The organism is Pseudomonas sp. SYWMCR5 (genome assembly GCF_057197165.1).
The window spans coordinates 39,459-59,912 of the sequence record NZ_JBXUNH010000013.1 but is presented as its reverse complement, the minus strand read 5'-3'; the positions used below and the strand labels follow the sequence as shown (position 1 = coordinate 59,912).

At 63.3% G+C, this 20,454-nt stretch carries 21 protein-coding genes; 10 read left to right on the top strand and 11 right to left on the bottom strand.

Features of this window, described 5'->3' with window-relative positions; translation table 11 throughout:
- Positions 1–98: 98 nt before the first annotated feature.
- The gene (gene tyrS / locus AC2CGW_RS24395) at positions 99–1,298 is read right to left on the bottom strand and encodes a tyrosine--tRNA ligase (protein ID WP_186667574.1); all 1,200 of its coding nucleotides are present in this window, start codon (positions 1,296–1,298) and stop codon (positions 99–101) included.
- A gap of 245 nt (positions 1,299–1,543) precedes the next feature.
- Here tyrS and AC2CGW_RS24390 point away from each other — a divergent pair, with 245 nt between their 5' ends.
- Both AC2CGW_RS24390 and AC2CGW_RS24385 read left to right on the top strand, forming a co-directional pair.
- The gene (locus AC2CGW_RS24390; protein WP_288375688.1) at positions 1,544–2,965 is read left to right on the top strand and encodes a peptidoglycan DD-metalloendopeptidase family protein; all 1,422 of its coding nucleotides are present in this window, start codon (positions 1,544–1,546) and stop codon (positions 2,963–2,965) included.
- 3 nt (positions 2,966–2,968) lie between these two features.
- Positions 2,969–4,060 carry an anhydro-N-acetylmuramic acid kinase gene (locus AC2CGW_RS24385; protein WP_484574734.1) on the top strand — a complete coding sequence of 364 codons (1,092 nt, stop codon included), beginning with the start codon at positions 2,969–2,971 and terminating at the stop codon, positions 4,058–4,060.
- Positions 4,061–4,114: 54 nt separating this feature from the next.
- On the opposite strand, the gene erpA is transcribed toward AC2CGW_RS24385, so the two are convergent.
- Positions 4,115–4,465, bottom strand: a complete 351-nt coding sequence (erpA, locus tag AC2CGW_RS24380) for an iron-sulfur cluster insertion protein ErpA (RefSeq protein ID WP_186667571.1) — start codon at positions 4,463–4,465, stop codon at positions 4,115–4,117.
- Positions 4,466–4,609: 144 nt separating this feature from the next.
- Positions 4,610–5,644: an N-acetyl-gamma-glutamyl-phosphate reductase gene (gene argC, locus AC2CGW_RS24375; RefSeq protein WP_063542462.1), complete on the bottom strand. Its 1,035-nt coding sequence runs from the start codon at positions 5,642–5,644 to the stop codon at positions 4,610–4,612.
- Positions 5,645–5,785: 141 nt separating this feature from the next.
- Between argC and hemJ the strand changes: the two genes are divergently transcribed.
- The 6 genes from hemJ (at position 5,786) to AC2CGW_RS24345 (ending at position 10,212) form a co-directional block, all read left to right on the top strand.
- Positions 5,786–6,211 carry a protoporphyrinogen oxidase HemJ gene (gene hemJ, locus AC2CGW_RS24370; protein ID WP_186709560.1) on the top strand — a complete coding sequence of 142 codons (426 nt, stop codon included), beginning with the start codon at positions 5,786–5,788 and terminating at the stop codon, positions 6,209–6,211.
- A gap of 29 nt (positions 6,212–6,240) precedes the next feature.
- Positions 6,241–7,188 carry an NAD(P)H-dependent flavin oxidoreductase gene (locus AC2CGW_RS24365; protein WP_484574733.1) on the top strand — a complete coding sequence of 316 codons (948 nt, stop codon included), beginning with the start codon at positions 6,241–6,243 and terminating at the stop codon, positions 7,186–7,188.
- Between the two features lie 74 nt (positions 7,189–7,262).
- Complete coding sequence (locus AC2CGW_RS24360; RefSeq protein WP_186667568.1) at positions 7,263–8,045, top strand: SDR family NAD(P)-dependent oxidoreductase; 783 nt, start codon at positions 7,263–7,265, stop codon at positions 8,043–8,045.
- A 64-nt stretch (positions 8,046–8,109) separates the two neighbouring features.
- Positions 8,110–8,448, top strand: a complete 339-nt coding sequence (locus tag AC2CGW_RS24355; RefSeq protein WP_063542456.1) for a histidine triad nucleotide-binding protein — start codon at positions 8,110–8,112, stop codon at positions 8,446–8,448.
- A gap of 66 nt (positions 8,449–8,514) precedes the next feature.
- On the top strand, positions 8,515–9,162 hold the full coding sequence (coq7, locus tag AC2CGW_RS24350; protein ID WP_112897195.1) for a 2-polyprenyl-3-methyl-6-methoxy-1,4-benzoquinone monooxygenase: 648 nt from the start codon (positions 8,515–8,517) through the stop codon (positions 9,160–9,162).
- A gap of 9 nt (positions 9,163–9,171) precedes the next feature.
- Positions 9,172–10,212 carry a DUF2157 domain-containing protein gene (locus AC2CGW_RS24345; protein WP_186709558.1) on the top strand — a complete coding sequence of 347 codons (1,041 nt, stop codon included), beginning with the start codon at positions 9,172–9,174 and terminating at the stop codon, positions 10,210–10,212.
- 30 nt (positions 10,213–10,242) lie between these two features.
- Here the strand turns inward: AC2CGW_RS24345 and AC2CGW_RS24340 are convergent, their stop codons facing one another.
- Positions 10,243–10,665, bottom strand: a complete 423-nt coding sequence (locus AC2CGW_RS24340; protein ID WP_028689009.1) for an OsmC family protein — start codon at positions 10,663–10,665, stop codon at positions 10,243–10,245.
- 187 nt (positions 10,666–10,852) lie between these two features.
- On the opposite strand from AC2CGW_RS24340, the gene crp reads away from it, so the two are divergent.
- Positions 10,853–11,497 (top strand): cAMP-activated global transcriptional regulator CRP, encoded by a 645-nt coding sequence (gene crp, locus AC2CGW_RS24335; protein ID WP_054925379.1) that lies wholly within the window; start codon positions 10,853–10,855, stop codon positions 11,495–11,497.
- On the opposite strand, the gene AC2CGW_RS24330 is transcribed toward crp, so the two are convergent.
- The 4 genes from AC2CGW_RS24330 to AC2CGW_RS24315 all read right to left on the bottom strand — a co-directional run bounded on the left by AC2CGW_RS24330 (position 11,494) and on the right by AC2CGW_RS24315 (position 14,773).
- Positions 11,494–12,198 carry a lipoate--protein ligase family protein gene (locus AC2CGW_RS24330; RefSeq protein WP_186720097.1) on the bottom strand — a complete coding sequence of 235 codons (705 nt, stop codon included), beginning with the start codon at positions 12,196–12,198 and terminating at the stop codon, positions 11,494–11,496. The two genes, crp and AC2CGW_RS24330, sit on opposite strands and share 4 nt — an antisense overlap.
- 92 nt (positions 12,199–12,290) lie before the next feature.
- On the bottom strand, positions 12,291–13,124 hold the full coding sequence (gene trpC / locus AC2CGW_RS24325) for an indole-3-glycerol phosphate synthase TrpC (RefSeq protein WP_288375702.1): 834 nt from the start codon (positions 13,122–13,124) through the stop codon (positions 12,291–12,293).
- The gene (gene trpD, locus AC2CGW_RS24320) at positions 13,121–14,170 is read right to left on the bottom strand and encodes an anthranilate phosphoribosyltransferase (RefSeq protein ID WP_186667564.1); all 1,050 of its coding nucleotides are present in this window, start codon (positions 14,168–14,170) and stop codon (positions 13,121–13,123) included. The genes trpC and trpD overlap by 4 nt, the downstream gene beginning before the upstream one ends.
- A 9-nt stretch (positions 14,171–14,179) precedes the next feature.
- Positions 14,180–14,773 (bottom strand): aminodeoxychorismate/anthranilate synthase component II, encoded by a 594-nt coding sequence (locus AC2CGW_RS24315; RefSeq protein WP_186667563.1) that lies wholly within the window; start codon positions 14,771–14,773, stop codon positions 14,180–14,182.
- A 363-nt stretch (positions 14,774–15,136) separates the two neighbouring features.
- Here AC2CGW_RS24315 and estP point away from each other — a divergent pair, with 363 nt between their 5' ends.
- Entirely contained in the window at positions 15,137–17,038 is a 1,902-nt protein-coding gene (estP, locus tag AC2CGW_RS24310; RefSeq protein ID WP_484574732.1) for an esterase EstP, read from the top strand.
- A gap of 145 nt (positions 17,039–17,183) precedes the next feature.
- Here estP and trpE read toward each other — a convergent pair whose 3' ends face one another.
- The 3 genes from trpE to rpe all read right to left on the bottom strand — a co-directional run bounded on the left by trpE (position 17,184) and on the right by rpe (position 20,225).
- Positions 17,184–18,665, bottom strand: a complete 1,482-nt coding sequence (gene trpE / locus AC2CGW_RS24305; RefSeq protein ID WP_065864575.1) for an anthranilate synthase component I — start codon at positions 18,663–18,665, stop codon at positions 17,184–17,186.
- Positions 18,666–18,735: 70 nt separating this feature from the next.
- Entirely contained in the window at positions 18,736–19,554 is an 819-nt protein-coding gene (locus tag AC2CGW_RS24300; RefSeq protein WP_484574731.1) for a phosphoglycolate phosphatase, read from the bottom strand.
- The gene (gene rpe, locus AC2CGW_RS24295) at positions 19,551–20,225 is read right to left on the bottom strand and encodes a ribulose-phosphate 3-epimerase (protein ID WP_054892234.1); all 675 of its coding nucleotides are present in this window, start codon (positions 20,223–20,225) and stop codon (positions 19,551–19,553) included. The genes AC2CGW_RS24300 and rpe overlap by 4 nt, the downstream gene beginning before the upstream one ends.
- Positions 20,226–20,454: the final 229 nt, after the last annotated feature.

Here is a 20,454-nt window from a genome sequence, read left to right as displayed (position 1 = left end):
GTCAACCTTTTATTTCAAGAATCTTTCAGATCGCTGAAAACACAGCGGGGAGGCCTGTCGGCCTCCCCGCTTCTATATATAGCTACACCCGCAACCAATCACTCGGCCTTCAAGGTAACCCGGCCAAACGACTTCTTACCCGCCTGGCACACATGGGTAGCACCCAGGACAAACAAGAAGTCCTTGTCGACGACTGCACCATCAACCTTGACCGCGCCGCTACCGAGCAGATCACGCGCCTGGGCCGAGTTCTTTACCAGACCCGCACGGTTCAGCACCGCAGCGATCGGCAGGTCTTCAGCCGCAGCGACTTCGATCTCCGGCAGATCCTCAGGCAGCTCGCCCTCCTTCATGCGGTTGCCCGCAGCACGGTGAGCATTCGCCGCAGCCTCTTCACCATGGAAGCGCGCCACGATCTCTTCGGCCAGCTTGATCTTGATGTCGCGCGGGTTCGCACCCTTCTCGACATCGGCGCGGAACTGATCAATCTCGTCCATCGAGCGGAAGCTCAGCAGCTCGAAGTAGCGCCACATCAGCGTATCCGGAATCGAGACCAGCTTGCTGTACATCACCCCAGGCGCTTCCTGGATACCCACATAGTTACCCAGCGACTTGGACATCTTCTTCACGCCATCGAGCCCTTCGAGCAACGGCATGGTCACGATGTTCTGGGCTTCCTGGCCATAGGCGCGCTGCAGCTCACGCCCCATCAGCAGGTTGAACTTCTGGTCGGTACCACCGAGCTCGACATCCGCCTTGAGCGCAACCGAGTCGTAACCCTGCACCAGCGGATAGAGGAACTCATGGATGGCGATCGGTTGCTGGCTGGTGTAGCGCTTGTCGAAGTCGTCACGCTCGAGCATGCGCGCGACGGTGTACTGGGACGCCAGACGAATGAAGTCGGCCGGGGTCAGCTTATCCATCCAGGTAGAATTGAACGCGACCTCGGTCTTGGCCGGGTCGAGAATCTTGAACACTTGCTGCTTATAGGTTTCGGCGTTGTCCAGAACCTGCTCGCGGGTCAGCGGCGGGCGCGTGGCACTCTTGCCGCTAGGGTCACCGATCATGCCGGTGAAGTCACCGATCAGGAAGATCACCTGATGCCCCAATTCCTGGAACTGCCGCAGCTTGTTGATCAGCACGGTGTGACCCAGATGCAGGTCAGGAGCCGTCGGATCGAAGCCAGCCTTGATACGCAGCGGCTGGCCGCGCTTGAGCTTCTCCACCAGTTCCGACTCGACCAACACCTCTTCCGCACCGCGCTTGATAAGCGCCAGCTGCTCTTCAACCGACTTCATAGACAGACCCGCAAGGCTCAGATTCAAAGGGGACCAACCATACAAGATCGGCCGTCAAATACAAGTTTCGCAACGGAATGTGACCCGGAAGGCGCCTTGCGGCGTCTACGCGCCCTTGCGCGAAAATGGATTTGGTTATATTTTATACAGTTATTTCATCTTCATCATGTCATTCATCTTTTCCACCGTGTTTTTCAGCGTATTCAGTCACCTTTTTCATTCACTTTTTCAAAGTCACCTCATCTATGACCAACGACACGCCTAAAGCGCCCCCGCTTTATCCGAAAAGCCATCTGTTGGCCGCCAGCGGCATCGCCGCCCTGCTCAGCCTGGCCTTGCTGGTATTTCCTTCCAGCGACGTAGAAGCGAAGAAGACCACCCTCAACCTCGAGCTCGAAACCCCGGCCGAGCAACTCAAAGACGAATCCAAGGCCGCACCGCTGGTGCAGTCCACCGAATCCGCCGGCTCGCCCTTCGCCCAGATCGAAGGGGATGAACCCGCTACGGAACAGGCCGCCGGACAGCCGCAACCCGTCGCGCAGGAGAAGGCGCAAGACAAGGCCCCCGGTCATCGCGAAGTCGTGGTCGCCCGTGGCGACACCCTCTCCACACTGTTCGCCAAAGTGGGCCTGCCCGCCAACGTCGTGCATGACGTTCTGGCCAGCGACAAGCAAGCCAAGCAGTTCAGCCAGCTGAAACACGGCCAGGTGCTACAGTTCGAACTGGACAAGGACGGCCAACTGGCCAGCTTGCACAGCCAGGTCAGCAACCTCGAAAGCATCCGCCTGAACAAGACCGACAAGGGCTACGCGTTCGAACGCGAAATCACCAAGCCCCTGGTGCGAACCGCCTACGCCCATGGCGTCATCAAGAGTTCGCTCTCGGCCTCGGCCCAACGTGCCGGTCTTTCCCACAGCCTGACCATGGATATGGCCCGCGTGCTGGGCTACGACATCGACTTCGCCCAGGACATCCGCCCTGGCGACGAATTCGACGTGGTATACGAACAGAAGGTCATGGATGGCAAGGTGATCGGCACTGGCAACATCCTCTCGGCGCGTTTCACCAATCGCGGCAAGACCTACACCGCCGTGCGCTACACCAACAAGCAGGGCAATACCAGCTACTACACCGCTGACGGCAACAGCCTGCGCAAGGCGTTCATCCGCACACCGGTGGACTTCGCCCGCATCAGCTCGCGCTTCTCCGCCGGGCGCAAGCACCCGATCCTGAACAAGATTCGCGCCCATAAAGGTGTCGACTATGCAGCGCCTCGCGGCACGCCGATCAAGGCAGCCGGTGATGGCCGCATCGAACTGGCCGGCCGCCGCGGCGGCTACGGCAACACAGTGATCATCGCCCACGGCAACACCTACAAGACCCTGTATGGCCACATGCAAGGCTTCGCCAAAGGCATCAAGACCGGCAGCAACGTCAAGCAGGGCCAGATCATCGGCTATATCGGCACCACCGGTCTCTCCACTGGCCCGCACCTGCACTACGAGTTCCAGGTCAACGGCGTCCATGTCGACCCGCTGAGCCAGAAGGTGCCGATGGCCGATCCGATCGCCAAGGCCGAGCGCCAGCGCTTCATGCAGCAAAGCCAACCCCTGATCGCTCGCATGGATCAGGAAAAGGCCACGCTGCTCGCCGCCAACAAGCGCTGATCCATGGCGTTCTACCTGGGGGTGATGTCCGGCACCAGCCTTGACGGCCTGGACATTGCCCTGATCGAACAGTGCGAGCAGCCACGGTTGCTCGCCACCTGCTACCTGCCCATGCCCTCCGACCTTCGCCGGGACCTGCTGAGCCTCTGTGCCAGTGGCCCCGACGAGATCGCACGGGCAGCGCTGGCCGAAAATCGCTGGGCCAGCCTTGCTGCAGAGGGCATCCGGCAATTGCTGGCCGAGCAGAAACTCGAGCCCAGCGCCATCCGCGCCATCGGCAGCCACGGCCAGACCATCCGCCACGAACCAGCCCGCGGCTTTACCGTGCAGATCGGCAACCCGGCATTGCTCGCCGAGCTGACCGGCATCTGCGTGGTGGGTGATTTCCGTCGCCGCGACGTGGCCGCAGGCGGCCAGGGCGCACCACTGGTCCCGGCCTTCCACGAAGCCTTGTTCGCCCACCTGGGGCAGCGCCTGGCAGTACTCAACGTCGGTGGCTTCAGCAACCTGAGCCTCATTGCCCAAGACACGCCAGTGCATGGCTTCGACTGCGGCCCGGGCAATGTGCTGCTGGATGCGTGGATCGAGCGCAAGCGCGGCCAGACCTTCGACGCCGATGGCGCATGGGCGGCAAGCGGCAAGGTGCAGGACGAATTGCTGGCAGCGCTGCTGAGCGATCCGTTCTTCGCCGGCAATGGCCCCAAGAGCACCGGGCGCGAGGTATTCAACCTGCCCTGGCTCGACGCTCACCTGGCAAGGCTGCCGCGTTATCGCGACGAAGACGTTCAGGCCACCCTGCTGGAACTGACCGCCCGCAGCATCACCGATGCCTTGCGCAATGCCCAGCAAGGCACCGAAGCCCTGATGGTCTGCGGCGGCGGCGCACGCAATGGCACCCTGATGAATAGGCTGGCCGCCCTGCTGCCAGCCGTGAAAGTGACCAGCACCGATGCCCAAGGTATTGACCCGGACTGGGTCGAGGCGATGGCATTCGCATGGCTGGCTCATTGCTGCCTCGAAGGCATCCCGGCGAACCGCCCAAGCGTCACGGCGGCCAGAGGGCTGCGAGTGCTCGGCGCGATCTACCCGGCCTGATCGACAGAAACGAAAACGCCGCGCAATTGCGCGGCGTTTTCGTTGAAGCCGGACTCAGATCGAGAACGACGAACCGCACCCGCAGGTGGTGGCGGCATTCGGGTTCTTGATCACGAAGCGCGAGCCTTCCAGACCTTCCTGGTAGTCCACTTCAGCACCGGCCAGGTACTGGAAGCTCATTGGATCGACGACCAGCGAAACGCCTTCGCGCTCGACAATGGTGTCGTCATCGGCCACGTCTTCATCGAAAGTGAAGCCGTACTGGAAACCCGAGCAACCGCCGCCTGTGACGAACACACGCAGCTTGAGGCGATCATTGCCTTCCTCGGATACCAGGGTCTTCACCTTGTGCGCAGCCCCTTGGGTAAACTCCAAAGCGGTGGGGGTGAAGGTTTCGACGCTCATGTTGGTTCTCCCGGCGTAAGCCGCCATAAAACTCGATGACGCGCATTATCCGCTTCTCCGAGAAAATTGGTCAAGAATTGTGCGGCTTTGGTCGAGACAAACCAAAAGGCCCGCACGGGGCGGGCCTTTTCACCTGCTTGACGATTAAGGCAGCAGCCCCGCGTGGGAAAGGCCCATGCGCTCATCCAGCCCGAACAGGATGTTCAGGTTCTGTACTGCCTGACCGGACGCGCCCTTGACCAGATTGTCGATCACCGACAGCACCACCACCAGATCACCACCCTGCGGGCGATGAACGGCAATACGGCAGACGTTGGCGCCGCGCACGCTGCGCGTCTCTGGGTGGCTGCCGGCCGGCATCACGTCGACGAACGGCTCGTTCGCGTAGCGCTTTTCGAACAGCGCCTGCAGGTCAACCGAGGTGTCGACCACATTCGCGTAGAGGGTGGCGTGAATACCGCGGATCATCGGGGTCAGGTGAGGTACGAATGTCAGGCCGATATCCTTGCCCGCCGCCAGGCGCAGGCCCTGGCTGATTTCCGGCAGGTGACGGTGGCCTTTGACCGCATAGGCCTTCATGCTTTCGCCAGCCTCGCAGAACAGCGAGCCCACTGCAGCACCGCGGCCTGCGCCACTGACACCCGACTTGCAGTCGGCAATCAGGCGCGACGGATCAGCCAGACCCGCTTCGAGCAGTGGCAGGAAACCAAGCTGGGTCGCGGTCGGGTAGCAGCCTGGCACGGCGATCAGACGCGCCTGGCGGATCTTCTCGCGGTTCACTTCAGGCAGGCCGTAGACGGCATCCTTGAGCAGTTCCGGCGCGCCATGCGGCTGGCCGTACCACTTGCCCCACTCGACGGCGTCCTGCAGACGGAAGTCGGCAGACAGGTCGATGACTTTGGTCCCGGCGGCCAGCAGCTCGCCGGCCAGGGCATGGGCAACGCCATGCGGTGTGGCGAAGAACACCACATCACAGGCACCAAGAGTCTTGCTGTCCGGGACGCTGAACTGCAGGCCGTCATAGTGGCCGCGCAGGTTCGGGTACATGTCGGCCACCGCGACACCCGCCTCGGAGCGCGACGTGATGACCGCTACCTCGGCCTGTGGGTGCTGTGCCAGCAGGCGCAACAGTTCGACACCGGTGTAACCCGTGCCGCCGACGATACCGACCTTGATCATAACGCTTGCCCCTCATCAACGAGACCACTGGAAAGCGCACGATAATAGGGTTACGTGACGCCTGTAACAACTCTTGGGTACCCCTTCGCAGTGCCGGACCACTACTATCTGACCACCGTGAAAACCTGAAGGAACTCCCCCATGCTCTATCTCTGGATCAAGGCGCTGCATATCGTCAGCGTGGTCTGCTGGTTCGCCGGCCTGTTCTACCTGCCGCGCCTGTTCGTCTACCACGCCCAGAGCCAGGACAGCATCAGCCAGGAACGCTTCGTCACCATGGAGCGCAAGCTGTACCGCGGCATCATGAACCCGGCGATGATCGCAACCTACGTGTTCGGTATCTGGATGCTCTACCTGACGCCCGGCTGGCTGAGCCAGGGCTGGCTGCACGCCAAGCTGACCCTGGTGATCCTGCTGACCGGCTACCATCACGTATGCGGCGCACAGCGCAAACGCTTCGCCGCCGGACAGAACACCCGCAGCCATGTGTACTACCGCTGGTTCAACGAAGTACCGGTGCTGATCCTGCTGGCCATCGTAATTCTGGTGGTGGTCAAACCGTTCTGAGCATAACCCCTGAGCGAAGGAGCCTTGCCATGTCCCTGCCTGCAACACTCGAACACCGCCTGCGACTGCCCGTGGTCGCCGCGCCGATGTTCCTGATCTCCAATCCGCAGCTGGTACTGGCTTGCTGCGCCAACGGTGTGGTGGGTAGCTTTCCGGCGCTGAACCAGCGCGACAGCGCCGGTTTCAAGGCCTGGCTGGAGGAGATCGAGGCGGGCCTTGCGCAATTGCAGGCACCTGCGCCTTATGCCGTGAACCTGATCGTGCACCCGAGCAACCCGCGCCTGCAGGCCGACCTCGCCCTGTGCGCGGAGCACCGGGTGCCGATCGTGATCACCAGCCTGGGCGCTGCGAAGGAGGTGGTAGACGCGGTGCACGGCTATGGCGGCCTGGTGTTCCACGATGTCACCACCCGTCGTCACGCCGAGAAAGCCGCCGAGGCCGGCGTTGATGGCCTGATCGCCGTGGCTGCGGGTGCCGGCGGTCATGCCGGGACCTGGAGCCCCTTCGCCCTGGTCGCGGAGATTCGCCAGTTCTTCGACAAGACCCTGCTGTTGGCCGGTTGCATCAACCACGGTCACGAAATCCTCGCGGCACGTCTGCTCGGCGCGGACCTCGCCTACATGGGCACACGCTTCATCGCCACTCGCGAGAGCCAAGCCCAAGGTGCCTACAAACAAATGCTGCTCGATGCCCACGCCGCCGACATCGTCCACACCCCGGCGGTCTCGGGTGTGCCGGCCAGTTTCCTGCGCCAGAGCCTCGAGCAGGCCGGTTACGACATGGCCGCGCTCAAGCACAACCCGGGTGAGGCCAAGCTCAAACCGCTGGATGAAGAAGCCAAGGCCTGGAAAACCGTGTGGTCGGCGGGCCAGGGCGCGGGCGGTATCCATGACCTGCCCGATACGGCAGCGCTGATCGAGCGCCTGCGTGACGAATACCGAGCCGCCCAGCTTCGCACCGCTGAACTGGCGCGCTGAAGCCCTGCAAAAGACCACAACAGCCCCAGCCAAGCTGTACACTAGGCGCCCTCTTCCGCCCCCAGGAGCCTTGCATGACCCGTTACGCCATGATCACCGGAGCTTCCAGCGGCCTGGGCCTGGCCCTGGCGGAGGCCCTGGCGCGGCGCGGGCGCAACCTGATCCTGGTGGCACGCCACCGCGAAACCCTCGAGCCAATCGCGGTCGAGCTGACCCAGCGCTTCGGCGTCGAGGTCTTGCTGCGCGCCTGCGACCTCAGCCAGCCTTTGCGCCTCTCGGGGTTCGTACTCGAGCTGGAAGAGGGCGAGCGGCGCATCGACCTGCTGGTCAACTGTGCCGGGCAGCGCACCTATGGGCCCTTCCTGGCCCATGAGTGGGCCGACGAACAAGACCTGCTGGAGGTCAATATCCTCGCCCTCACCCGCCTGTGCCACGCCATCGGCAACCTGATGGCGGTGCACGGTGGCGGCCAGATCCTCAACGTGGCCTCACTGGCCAGCGCCGCGCCGGGTCCGTGGATGGCGTGCTACAGCGCCAGCAAGGCCTATGTACTGAATTTCTCGGAAGCCCTGCGCGAAGAACTGCGTCGTACCGGGGTCAAGGTGTCGGTTTTGTGCCCGGGCCCGATCCACTCGGCAAAACGACACATCCCGCGCCTGGAGGGCAGTTCGCGCTGCCTGAGCGCCGAAGAAGTGGCGCTCTACACCGTGCGCGCGCTGGACAAGAACCGCGCCCTGATCATGCCGGGCCGACGCAATCGCTGGCTGGCCTTCGCCCCACGCCTTCTGCCGCGCTGGTTGAGCCGCAAGCTGGCGGGCGTGATCCATCGTCGCTACTGCCCGATCGGCGCCGAATGACCTCTGTCCGAGCAGCGCCTCGCTGAGTACACTGCGCTTCGACCCTCACCAAGGAGCAAGTGACGTGGACGATCTATTCCTCAAGATCATCAACCGGGAAATCCCGGCGGATATCATCTACGAAGACGACCAGATCCTGGCCTTCAAGGATATCGCCCCTGCAGCGCCGGTACATTTTCTGGTCATCCCGAAAAAGCACATCCCGACCCTCAACGACCTGACCGAAGAGGACAAGGCCCTGGCTGGCCACATCCTGTTCACCGCCCAGCGCCTGGCCGTCGAGCAAGGCTGCGAGGAAGGTTTCCGTGTGGTCATGAACTGCAACCCCAAGGGTGGGCAGACGGTCTACCACATTCACATGCACGTGCTCGGCCAGCGTCAGATGAACTGGCCGCCGGGCTGACCCAAGGCAAGCCCATCCGGCATGATTGAGTTAAACTGTCGGGCATCACTTTAGTGGAGGTGCCCGATGGCTACCGAACGTCACTATTCGCCGCTCGACCGCTTGTTGCTGCAGGCTGATACCGCCATGCGCACCCTGCTGCCCTTCAGCGGCCAACCTTCCCGTCCCTCGCCTGCGATCATCCAGCCGGATGCCGAGCTGGACGAGTCCCAGACCCGCCATATTGCCGGCCTGATGCGCATCAACCATACCGGTGAGGTCTGCGCCCAGGCGCTCTACCAAGGTCAGGCCCTGACCGCCAAGCTGCCGCAGGTACGCAAGGCCATGGAGCATGCCGCCGAGGAAGAAATCGACCACCTGGCCTGGTGCGAGCAGCGCATCCGCCAACTGGGCAGCCACCCAAGTGTGCTCAACCCGCTGTTCTACGGCATGTCGTTCGGCATCGGTGCCCTCGCCGGCCTGGTCAGCGACAAGGTCAGCCTGGGCTTCGTCGCCGCCACCGAGCACCAGGTCTGCAAGCACCTGGACGAGCACCTCGAACAGATCCCCGAAGAAGACGAAAAATCCCGCGCCATTCTCGAACAGATGCGCGTCGATGAAGAGCAACACGCCGAATCCGCTCTGGAAGCCGGCGGCTATCGTTTCCCGGCCCCGGTGCGTTTCGGCATGAGCCTGCTGGCCAAGGTGATGACCAAGAGCACCTACCGCATCTAGGACCCACCGATGACCGAGCGCTTCGATGCCAAGGATCTGGCCAGCGCGGTAAGCGCCGGCGTCCTCCAGCCAGGCCAGGATCGGGCACTGCTCGAATTCCTGCGCCAGCAACCGCAGCAACAGGGCCGGTTCCAGTTGGCCCATGTCGCCTTCTACTTCGGCGCACTGCTGATCATGGCGGCCATGGGCTGGCTGCTCACCGAGGCGTGGATGCGCATTGGTGACTCGGCCCTGCTCGCCATCGCCCTGCTCTATATCGCCAGCCTTACCCTGTTCGCCCTGTCACTCCAGCGCCGCGGGCAGGCCATTGCCGCCGGGGTTCTGGCCGCCGTCGCCGTGAGCATCGTACCGCTGGCAGTGTTCGCCCTCGAACGCCTGCTCGGCTGGTGGCCGCTGGATGACGTGCAGTTCGACTACCACCAGTACTACACCTACGTGCAAGGCGGCTGGCTGCTGATGGAAGCGGCAACCGTCGTCGCCGGGCTGGCGATGCTGCGCCTGGTGCCTTTCCCCTTCATCGTGATGCCAATCGCGGTGGCCCTGTGGTTCATGTCCATGGACCTCAGCGAATGGTTCTACGGCGAAGTGTTCAGTTGGGAGCAGCGCCAGAACGTCTCGGTGTGGTTCGGCCTGCTGTTGCTGGCCGCGTTCCTGGCAGTGGACGGTCGCACGCGCCGCGACTACGCCTACTGGGGTTACCTGGCAGGGCTTCTGGCCTTCTGGGGCGGGCTGACTTCGATGAACAGCGACAGTGAAGTGGGCAAGGCGCTCTATTGCCTGATCAACCTTGGCCTGATGGGATGTGCAGTGCTGCTGCGCCGCCCGATGTTCATGGTATTCGGTGCCATGGGCGTGGCTGCGTACCTGGGCTACCTGTCGTATGACGTGTTCGCCGAGTCGCTGCTGTTCCCGGTGGTGATCACATTGATCGGGCTTGGCGTGATCGGCCTAGGCCTGGCCTACCAGAAGCGTCGTGAACGACTGAGTCAATCGTTGCGGGCAAAACTGCCGCAATGGCTACTGGACGCGCTGCCAGCCCTGCGGGACTGAAAACCGGGGCCGCCAGGCGGCCCCACAGTCTCAACCCAGCTCCACGATCTCGTAGCCATGGGTGATTTCCACGCCCGCCCGATCAAGCATGATCGAGGCCGAGCAATATTTCTCGGCCGACAGCTCCACTGCCCGCTTGACCTGCGCTTCCTTCAGCCCGCGGCCTTTGACCACGAAATTCAGGTGGATCTTGGTGAACACCTTCGGATCTTCGCTGGCTCGCTCGGCCTCAAGGAAGGCTTCGCAGCTTTCCACCGCCTGTCGGGACTTCTTCAGGATGCTGACCACATCGAAACTGCTGCAGCCACCCAGGCCGAGCAGCAGCATCTCCATCGGGCGTACGCCCAAGTTACGACCGCCAGCCTCGGGAGGACCGTCCATGACCACGACATGCCCACTCCCCGACTCACCGAGGAACATGGCCTCACCGGCCCACTGGATGCGCGCCTTCATCTATCCGGACTCCTGATTTCGTAAAAGGCCGTCAGCTTAGACCTTGTAGCGCCGTCGGAAAAGCTCAAGACGTTAGGGTTTCATGCCGATAAACCCAAAGTGTCTGATAAGCTGACGCCAAATCACTGGCGCCCCTGTCAGTAACCTCCTACAAAATGCCTCTGCGTCGCTCGAACAGGATTTCGTGATGGTAGCCTCAGCACTCCCTGCCAAGATCAAGAATATCGACAAGCTGCTGGTGCACTGCCAACGCCGCCGCTATGCCGCCAAGAGCAACATCATCTGCGCCGGCGACCGAGCCGAGACGCTGTCGTTCATCGTCAAGGGTTCGGTGACCATCCTGATCGAGGACGACGAAGGTCACGAGATGATCATCGCCTACCTCAACAATGGTGATTTCTTCGGTGAGCTGGGGTTGTTCGAACCGGCGGGCCCCGAACAGCAGCGCAGTGCCTGGGTACGGGCCAAGACCGAATGCGAGGTGGCCGAGATCAGCTACGACAAGTTCCGCGAGCTGGCCCGCCACGATCCGGACATTCTCTACGCCCTTGGCAGCCAGATGGCCCAGCGCCTGCGCAACACCACGCGCAAGGTCGGCGACCTGGCCTTCTTCGACGTCACCGGCCGCGTCGCTCGTTGCCTGCTCGACCTGTGCAAGCAGCCAGATGCCATGACCCACCCCGACGGTATGCAGATCAAGATCACCCGTCAGGAAATCGGTCGGATCGTCGGCTGCTCGCGCGAGATGGTCGGCCGCGTGCTCAAGGATCTCGAGGAACGCAGCCTGGTGCAGGTCAAGGGCAAGACCATGGTGGTCTACGGCACCCGTTAATCCTTGGGCAGCGCCGCGATCACCTCGGCGTAGGCCTGGGACAGCCGTTCGAACCAAGGGACTGCGGGCGCCACTTCATGCAAGGCAATATGGCTGTCGGCACGGCAGCGTTGCTCCAGCCCACAACATTCGTTGAAACGATTGACCGCCGCCACCATCGACTCACGCTCGTTGTCCAGCAGCAGCGCCCCATGCACCAGCACCACCGGGCGCTTGCCGCCCAGCCCCTGGCGCCAGCGCTGGGCAGTGCCGACCAGCTTGCGGCCGTTGAGATTGACGTTGTAGCGACCATCGCAGAACGCACCGTCGATCTCCCCGACCGACGCCACACCACCCCATTCGCGCAAGACATCGCACAGCGGCAGGCACAAGCGCTCGTATGCGTTCTCGATGCGTCCGTGATCGCCTTCGCTGCGCGGTGCGACGTAGACCAGCGCCACGTTCACCGTCGAGTGGGATTGCGGCACGGGTTCACCACCGGTTTCACGCAGCAGCACGGGCCAGCCGGCAATCGCCAGCTCCGCACAGGCAGCTTCGAAATTATCGAGCCGGCTCATGCGCCGTGGCATGACCAGCGCATGGTCGGTGGGGCGCCAGAAGAGCACACCAGATTCACGCTCGCCACGGCAGACGGCGGCGAGCAGCTCCTGTTCGGCGTGCAGGCCCTGCTCGACGGTGAGGGCCAGGGGTTGATCGGTCATTGATCCACCTTGGAAGTTAGGTCCACTTGCCCACGAAAGGGCCAGAACAGGCATACAAAAAAGCCGGCATCAAGCCGGCTTCCTTATCTTGATCAGTCCAGAGGCTGAACAGTCTTCTTCACCTGATCCGGGAAGAACAGCCGCTGCAGTTCCAAGCCCGGCTGCTCGGCCCGCATGAAGGCCTCGCCCACCAGGAACGAATACACTTCGTTGATTTCCATCAGCTCCACGTCGGCGCGGTTGAGGATACCGCTCTCGGTGATCGCCAGGCGGTCACGCGGAATGCGCGGCAGCAGGTCGAGTGTGGTATCCAGGCTGACCTCGAAGGTGTGCAGGTTGCGGTTGTTGACCCCCACCAGCGGCGTGTCGAGGGTTTTCAGCGCGCGCTCCAGCTCTTCGCCATCGTGCACCTCCACCAGCACATCGAGACCGACATCCTTGGCAGTGGCGGCAAGCTCGGCCATCTTCACATCGTCCAGTGCCGAGACGATCAGCAGCACGCAGTCGGCGCCCAGGGCGCGGGCTTCGACGATCTGGTAGGGATCGACCATGAAGTCCTTGCGAATCACCGGCAGCGACACGGCGGCGCGGGCCTGTTGCAGGTATTCGTCAGCGCCCTGGAAGTAATCCACGTCGGTGAGTACCGACAGGCAGGTCGCGCCGCCCTTCTCGTAGCTGACCGCGATTTCCGCAGGCACGAAGTGCTCGCGGATCACGCCCTTGCTCGGCGAGGCCTTCTTGATTTCAGCGATGACCGCCGGCTGCTTGCGCTTGGCCTGTTCGATCAAGGCGTTGGCAAAGCCGCGCGGAGCATCGGCGACCTTGGCCAGACGCTCCAGCTCAGCGAGGCTCACGCGCGCGCTGCGCTCGGCCACTTCCTGAAACTTGCGGGCGATGATTCTTTCCAGCACCGTCGGTACGCTCATGCTCCGTTCTCCTGCTTGAATACCGCGGTAAAGGCGCCCAGCTCCTGGAGTTTTTCCCAGGCAAGGCCGGTGTGCAGTACATCGTGGGCGAGTTCGACGCCCGATTTCAGGCTCATCGCGTGGTCGGCGGCATACAGCGCGGCGCCGGCGTTGAGCACGATCATTTCGGCAGCTTTCTGGCCATTTTCGGTCTTGCGGCGGCCCAGGGCGTCACGGATCAGCGCCAGCGAAGCCTGCGGATCCTCGACCGCCAGGCCGTGCAGGCTCTGGCTCTTCATGCCAAGGTCTTCCGGTTCGACCCAGTACTCGGTGATCTCACCGTTCTTCAGTTCCGCGACGAAGGTCGGTGCGGCCAGGCTGAATTCGTCCAGGCCATCCTTGGAGTGCACCACCAGCACATGCTTGCTGCCCAGGCGCTGCAACACTTCGGCCAGCGGGCGGCACAGGGCCTGGGTGAACACGCCAACCACCTGGTGCTTCACACCGGCCGGATTCGTAAGCGGGCCGAGCATGTTGAAGAGCGTGCGCAGGCCCAGGTCGCGGCGCGGGCCAGCGGCATGCTTCATTGCGCTGTGGTGAGTCTGGGCGAACATGAAACCGATCCCCAGGCTATCGATGCAGCGGGCCACCTGTACCGGCGTAAGGTTCAGGTAGATACCGGCCGCCTCCAGCAGGTCGGCGCTGCCGCTCTTGCCGGACACCGCCCGGTTGCCGTGCTTGGCCACCGGGCAACCGGCCGCGGCGAGCACAAAGGCCGAGGCCGTGGATACGTTGAAGATGTTGGCCCCGTCGCCGCCGGTGCCGACAATGTCGACCACGCCGTCGAGGCTCTTGAGCTCGACCTTGTCGGCCAGCTCACGCATGACCGAAACGGCACCGACGATCTCGTCGATGCTCTCGCTCTTCATGCGCATGCCCATCAGGAAGGCGCCGATCTGCGCCTCGGTGCATTGTCCGGTCATGATCTGACGCATGACATCGCGCATTTCTTCTGTGGACAGGTCCAGGTGGCCGACGATGCGGCTCAGCGCGCTCTTGATATCCATGATCGGTCCTTAGCGGCGGCCGCCGGTCTGCTTGAGGAAATTGGCGAACAGCTCGTGACCCTGCTCGGTGAGGATGGACTCGGGGTGGAACTGCACCCCTTCGATGTTCAGGGTTTTGTGACGCAAGCCCATGATCTCGTCGACCGAACCGTCTTCATGGGCAGTCCAGGCGGTAACTTCGAGGCAGTCAGGCAGGGTTTCGCGCTTGACCACCAGCGAATGGTAGCGGGTCACGGTCAACGGGTTGTTCAGGCCGGCGAACACGCCCAGGTCGCGGTGGAACACTGGGCTGGTCTTGCCGTGCATTACCTGGCGGGCCCGCACCACGTCACCGCCGTACGCCTGGCCGATGGACTGGTGACCCAGGCACACGCCGAGGATCGGCAGCTTGCCGGCAAAGTGCAGGATGGCCTCGATGGAAACGCCTGCCTCACTGGGCGTGCAAGGGCCGGGCGAGACGACGATGCGCTCCGGGTTGAGGGCTTCGATCTGGGCGATGGTCAGTTCGTCGTTGCGAATGACCTTGACCTCGGCACCCAACTCGCCGAGGTACTGGACGACGTTGTAGGTGAAGGAGTCGTAATTGTCGATCATCAGTAACATCTGGGGGCAACCTCTTGAATCTACTGACTGTGCTTTCGAACCTTCCTGCGTCGGCCATGGGCGCGGTTCTGCCGCGACGGCGAAACTGGAACGACAGGAGGGCAAACGGGGACGGGCCGGACAGGACCGGCAGGAGAAAGAGTCAGGCGCGCCAACGCCAACGGGCGTGAGCCTTGATAACGCGCATCAGGAGTTTGCTGACGATCAACACGGGGTAGTTCTCGCTCATACGTCCCGGCACAGTAGCCTACCGCGACGAGAGGCGCAATACGCCGTAAATACCGGGAAACGAACGGACCGCGCGCTTTTTTGCTAAGGTCTTCGGGCTTGTCTCCATAAAAACAATGAAAAGGAACTTCACACATGCGACAGCCACCTTTCCTGCGCACGGCCCTGTGCCTGCTCACCCTCGCCTGCAGCCAGGCCATGGCAGCACCCTCGCCATACTCTTCGCTGATCGTGTTCGGCGACAGCCTCAGCGATGCCGGGCAGTTCCCCGACCTCACCGGCGGCACGCCGGGCATGCGCTTCACCAATCGCGATGCGAACGGCAACTATGCCCCGGTATCGCCAATGATCCTTGGCGGGCGGCTGGGCTTTTCCGATACGGAACTGGGCCCATCCACTTCGCTGGTCAATCTTGTGCAGGGTCGCCCCGACGGCAACAACTGGGCCGTCGGTGGCTACACGACACAGCAGATCCTCGACTCGATCACCGACACCTCCGAAGCGGTTATTCCTCCCGGGCGCCCTGGCGCAGGTGCCGTCCTGCGTGAGCGTCCCGGCTACCTGGCCAACGGTCTGCGGGCCGACCCGAATGCGCTCTACTACATCACCGGTGGCGGTAACGACTTCCTGCAGGGGCAGGTCAACAGCGCCGCCGATGCAGCCGCCGCAGGTGCGCGCCTCGCCGCCAGCGCCCAGGCCCTGCAACAGGGCGGTGCGCGCTACATCATGGTGTGGCTGCTGCCCGACCTGGGGCAGACCCCGAACTTCAGCGGGACACCACAGCAGGGGCCGCTGTCGCAGCTCTCGGGCGTGTTCAACCAGTCGCTGCTCAACCAATTGCGCCAGATCGATGCCGAAATCATCCCGCTGAACATCCCCACCCTGCTCGGCGAAGCGCTGCGCAGCCCGGCGGAGTTCGGCCTGGCCGCCGACCAGAACCTGGTCGGCACCTGCTACAGCGGCGACGGCTGCGTGCAAAACCCGGTCTATGGCGCCAACGGCACCAACCCCGACCCAACCCGGCTGCTGTTCAACGACTCGGTACATCCAACCATTGCCGGCCAGCAACTGATCGCCGACTACGCCTACTCCATCCTCGCCGCCCCTTGGGAACTGACGCTGCTTCCGGAAATGGCCCACGCCAGCTTGCGTGCTCACCAGGATGAGCTGCGCAACCAATGGCAGACACCCTGGCAGGCGGTCGGCCAGTGGCAAGCCTTCGTCGCCACCGGCGCCCAGGACCTGGATTTCGGCAGCCAGCGCAGTTCGGCAAGTGGCGATGGCCGCGGCTACAACCTGACCCTCGGCGGCAGCTACCGGCTCGATGATGCCTGGCGCGTCGGTCTGGCAGCGGGCGTCTACAGACAGAAACTGGAGGCAGGCCAACAGGACTCGGACTACAAGCTCGACAGCTACCTGGCCAGTGCCTTCGCCCAGTTCCGCCAGAACCGCTGGTGGGCCGATACGACGCTGACTGCCGGCCACCTGGACTACAGCGACCTCAAGCGCAGCTTTGCCCTCGGCGCCAGCGAACGCACCGAGAAAGGCGACACCGATGGCGAGGCCTGGGCCATCAGTGGACGGCTGGGCTACAACCTGGCCGCCGACGAGAGCCGTTGGCAACTGGCTCCGTTCATCAGCGCCGACTATGCACGGGTCAAGGTCGATGGTTATGACGAGAAGAGCGGTCGCTCGACGGCCCTGAGCTTCGATGATCAGGAGCGCAAGTCCCGCCGACTGGGCGCGGGCCTGCTGGGCACTGTGCAGGTGCTGCCAAGCACGCGGTTGTTCGCCGAGGTCGCGCGCGAGCACGAGTTCGAGGATGACCGCCAGGACCTGACCATGCACCTGACCACCCTGCCGGGCAACGACTTCACCCTGGCCGGCTACACGCCGCACAGCAACCTGACCCGGGCAAGCCTGGGCCTCAGCCATGAACTGGTGCCGGGGGTGAACCTGCGGGGGAACTACAACTGGCGCAAGAGTGATGAGCTGCGTCAGCAGGGCGTCAGCCTGGCGGTGAGCCTGGACTTTTGAGGGTTAACCCATCGCGTGGCCAGCCCGCTCCTACAGAAATTGCAGTGAACCTGTAGGAGCGGGCTGGCCCCGCGATGGGCTGCACAGCAGCCCCCTCACACCACCAAAAAAAACGGCGCTCACCAGAGCGCCGTTTCTTCATCCATCAGCCGCGCGGCGTCTGCTCGGCAAGCGCCACGGCCCGGAACATCGCCCGCCGCTTGTTGATGGTCTCTTCCCACTCCAGTGCCGGCACCGAGTCGGCAACGATGCCGCCACCGGCTTGTACGTGCAGCTCGCCGTCCTTGATCACCGCAGTACGGATGGCAATGGCGGTGTCCATGTTGCCGTTCCAGGCAAAGTAACCCACTGCACCACCATAGACACCCCGCTTGACCGGCTCCAGCTCGTCGATGATCTCCATCGCCCGGATCTTCGGCGCGCCCGACAAAGTGCCAGCCGGCAGGATCGCACGCAGGGCGTCCATCGCCGTCAGCCCCTCGGCCAACTCGCCGGTGACGTTCGAGACGATATGCATGACGTTCGAATAACGCTCGATCACCATTTTCTCGGTCAGGCGCACGCTGCCCGTGGACGACACGCGCCCCACATCGTTGCGCCCCAGGTCGATCAGCATCAGGTGCTCGGCGATTTCCTTGTCGTCCGACAGCAAGTCGTCTTCCAGCGCGCGGTCGGCCTCTTCGTTGGCGCCGCGCGGGCGGGTGCCAGCGATCGGACGTACGGTGACCAGATTATCCTCGACCCGCACAAGCACTTCCGGCGAGCTGCCGACCACATGGAAGTCGCCGAAGTTGAAGAAGTACATGTAGGGCGTCGGGTTGAAGCAGCGCAGCGCCCGGTACAGGTCGATGGGCGCAGCCTTGAAGTCGATGGACATGCGCTGCGACGGCACGACCTGCATGCAGTCGCCAGCGAGGATATATTCCTTGATCCGCCCGACCGCATTCTCGTAGTCGTCCCGGGTGTAGCTGGAGCGGAATTCAGGCTCAGCGGCCATCGGCCCGCTGAGGTCCAGTCCCCGACGCGGAGTGATCGGCTGACGCAGCGTGTCGAGCAAGCCCTCCAGACGCGCCTTGCCCTGCTCGAAGGCCTGCTCCTCAGACGGGTCGACCAGCACGATCGCATGCATCTTGCCGGCCAGGTTGTCGAACACCACCACGGCGTCGGAGACCATCAGCAGGATGTCCGGCACCCCCAGCGGATCCGGGTTCGGGCAGGCGCCCAGGCGCTTCTCGACATAGCGCACGCAGTCATAGCCGAAATAGCCGACCAGGCCACCATTGAAGCGCGGCAGGCCTGGAATGTCGGCGACCTTGTAGCGGTCCTTGAACGACTCGACGAATGCCAGTGGATCTTCGACCTCGTGGCTCTCTACCTCGACGCCATCGTGCAGGATGCTCACACGGTAGCCGTGCACGCGCATCACCGTGCGCGAAGGCAAACCGATCATCGAGTAGCGCCCCCACTTCTCCCCGCCCTGCACGGACTCGAGCAGATAAGAGTTGGCCTGGTCGGCAAGCTTCAGGTAGATCGACAGCGGCGTATCGAAGTCGGCCAGGGTTTCACAGGCCAGGGGAATGCGGTTGTAGCCGGCAGCGGCCAGGCGCAGGAATTCTTCGCGGGTCATGGGTAGCCTCGTGGCAAGCAGCAATGGGTTCGGGCAAGCGGACGGGCCGGCAGGCGCCGGCGAGCGGGAGTCAGGCGCGCCAGCGCCAACGGGCCAAGGCCTTGATGACTTTCATCCAGAATTTGCCGGTAACACCCACAGTGGAGTCTCTGTCTTGGGAGGCTTGAAGGTCCGCCCACGTTATCCCAGTGTCGGTGACTAAGCAACCGGGCAGCAGCAGGCGCAGATCGTCGAGTACCAGGCTCGGTGATTCCTCGTCGATCGGCCGTCCGTGGTTGTAGCCGTAGGTCAGGCCGACGCTCTTGACCCCCGCGGCCCTGGCCGCCTGCACGTCACTGCGCGAGTCGCCGACGAACAGCGACTGCTCGGGTGCGATGCCGGCCATCTTCATGACGAACAGCAGCGCCGCCGGGTCGGGCTTTTTCTGTGGCAGGGTGTCGCCACCGATGATCCAGCGGAAATAGCGACCAATCTTCATCTGGTCCAGCAACGGCCCGACAAAGCGTTCGGGCTTGTTGGTGATCAGGGCCATCTCCACGCCCTGCTTGCGCAACCAGCGCAAGGTGTCGCGCACGCCCGGGTAGACCACGGTCAGCTCATGGCTTTCACCATAAGCTTCCATGAACAGTACCAGCGCACGCTCGGCCAGTTGCGCATCGACAGCGTCGTGCTCGATGCCGCCGGCCAGGGCGCGGCGCACCAGCACCTCGGCACCGTTGCCCACCCACTGGCGCACGGCGTCCAGCCCTGCGGGCGGGCGCCCGAGTTCGAGCAGCATGCGGTCCACGGCGGCGGCCAGGTCCGGTACCGAATCGATCAACGTACCGTCCAGATCGAACATCACCAGCCTGGGCAGCGTCCCCGGGAACAGCTGCTCGAAGCCACTCATGGGCGGGCCTGGGCCAGTTCGGCACGCATCTTGGCGATCACTTCCTGGTAGTCCGGGGCGTTGAAGATCGCCGAACCGGCCACGAAGGTGTCGGCGCCAGCAGCGGCGATTTCGCGGATGTTGCCGACGTTGACGCCGCCATCGATCTCCAGGCGGATATCACGTCCGCTGGCATCGATCAGCGCGCGGGCCTCGCGCAGCTTGTCGAGGGTGCCGGGGATGAACTTCTGCCCGCCGAAGCCTGGGTTGACGCTCATCAGCAGGACCATGTCGACCTTGTCCATCACGTATTTCAGGGCGTCCAGGCTGGTGGCCGGGTTGAATACCAGGCCGGCCTTGCAGCCGCCGTCCTTGATCAGTTGCAGCGAACGGTCGATGTGTTGCGACGCTTCCGGGTGGAAGGTGATGTAGGTCGCGCCGGCCTCGATGAAGTCGCCGATGATGCGGTCGACCGGGCTGACCATCAGGTGCACATCGATCGGCGCGGTCACGCCGTACTTGCGCAGTGCCGTGCAGACCATCGGGCCGATGGTCAGGTTAGGCACGTAGTGGTTGTCCATGACATCGAAGTGAACGATGTCGGCCCCGGCGGCCAGAACCTTGTCGACGTCCTCACCCAGGCGGGCGAAATCGGCGGAAAGAATGGAGGGGGCAATAGCGTAGGGCTGCATGGCGCACCTATGTGGTGGAAATCACGGTGGCGCGCATTGTAACTCAGGGAAGTGGACGGGGGCTGATTGGTATCAATTGGTGTCGAGCAGTGCCCGAAATCGGCTACGGTTGCACTGGCCTCTTCGCGGGCAAGCCCGCTCCTACCAGTACAACGCTGCCCTCATGAGCAGCGGGGCAACCGTGGGAGCGGGCTTGTCCCGCGATGAGGCCGGTGCAGCCGCCGCAGGA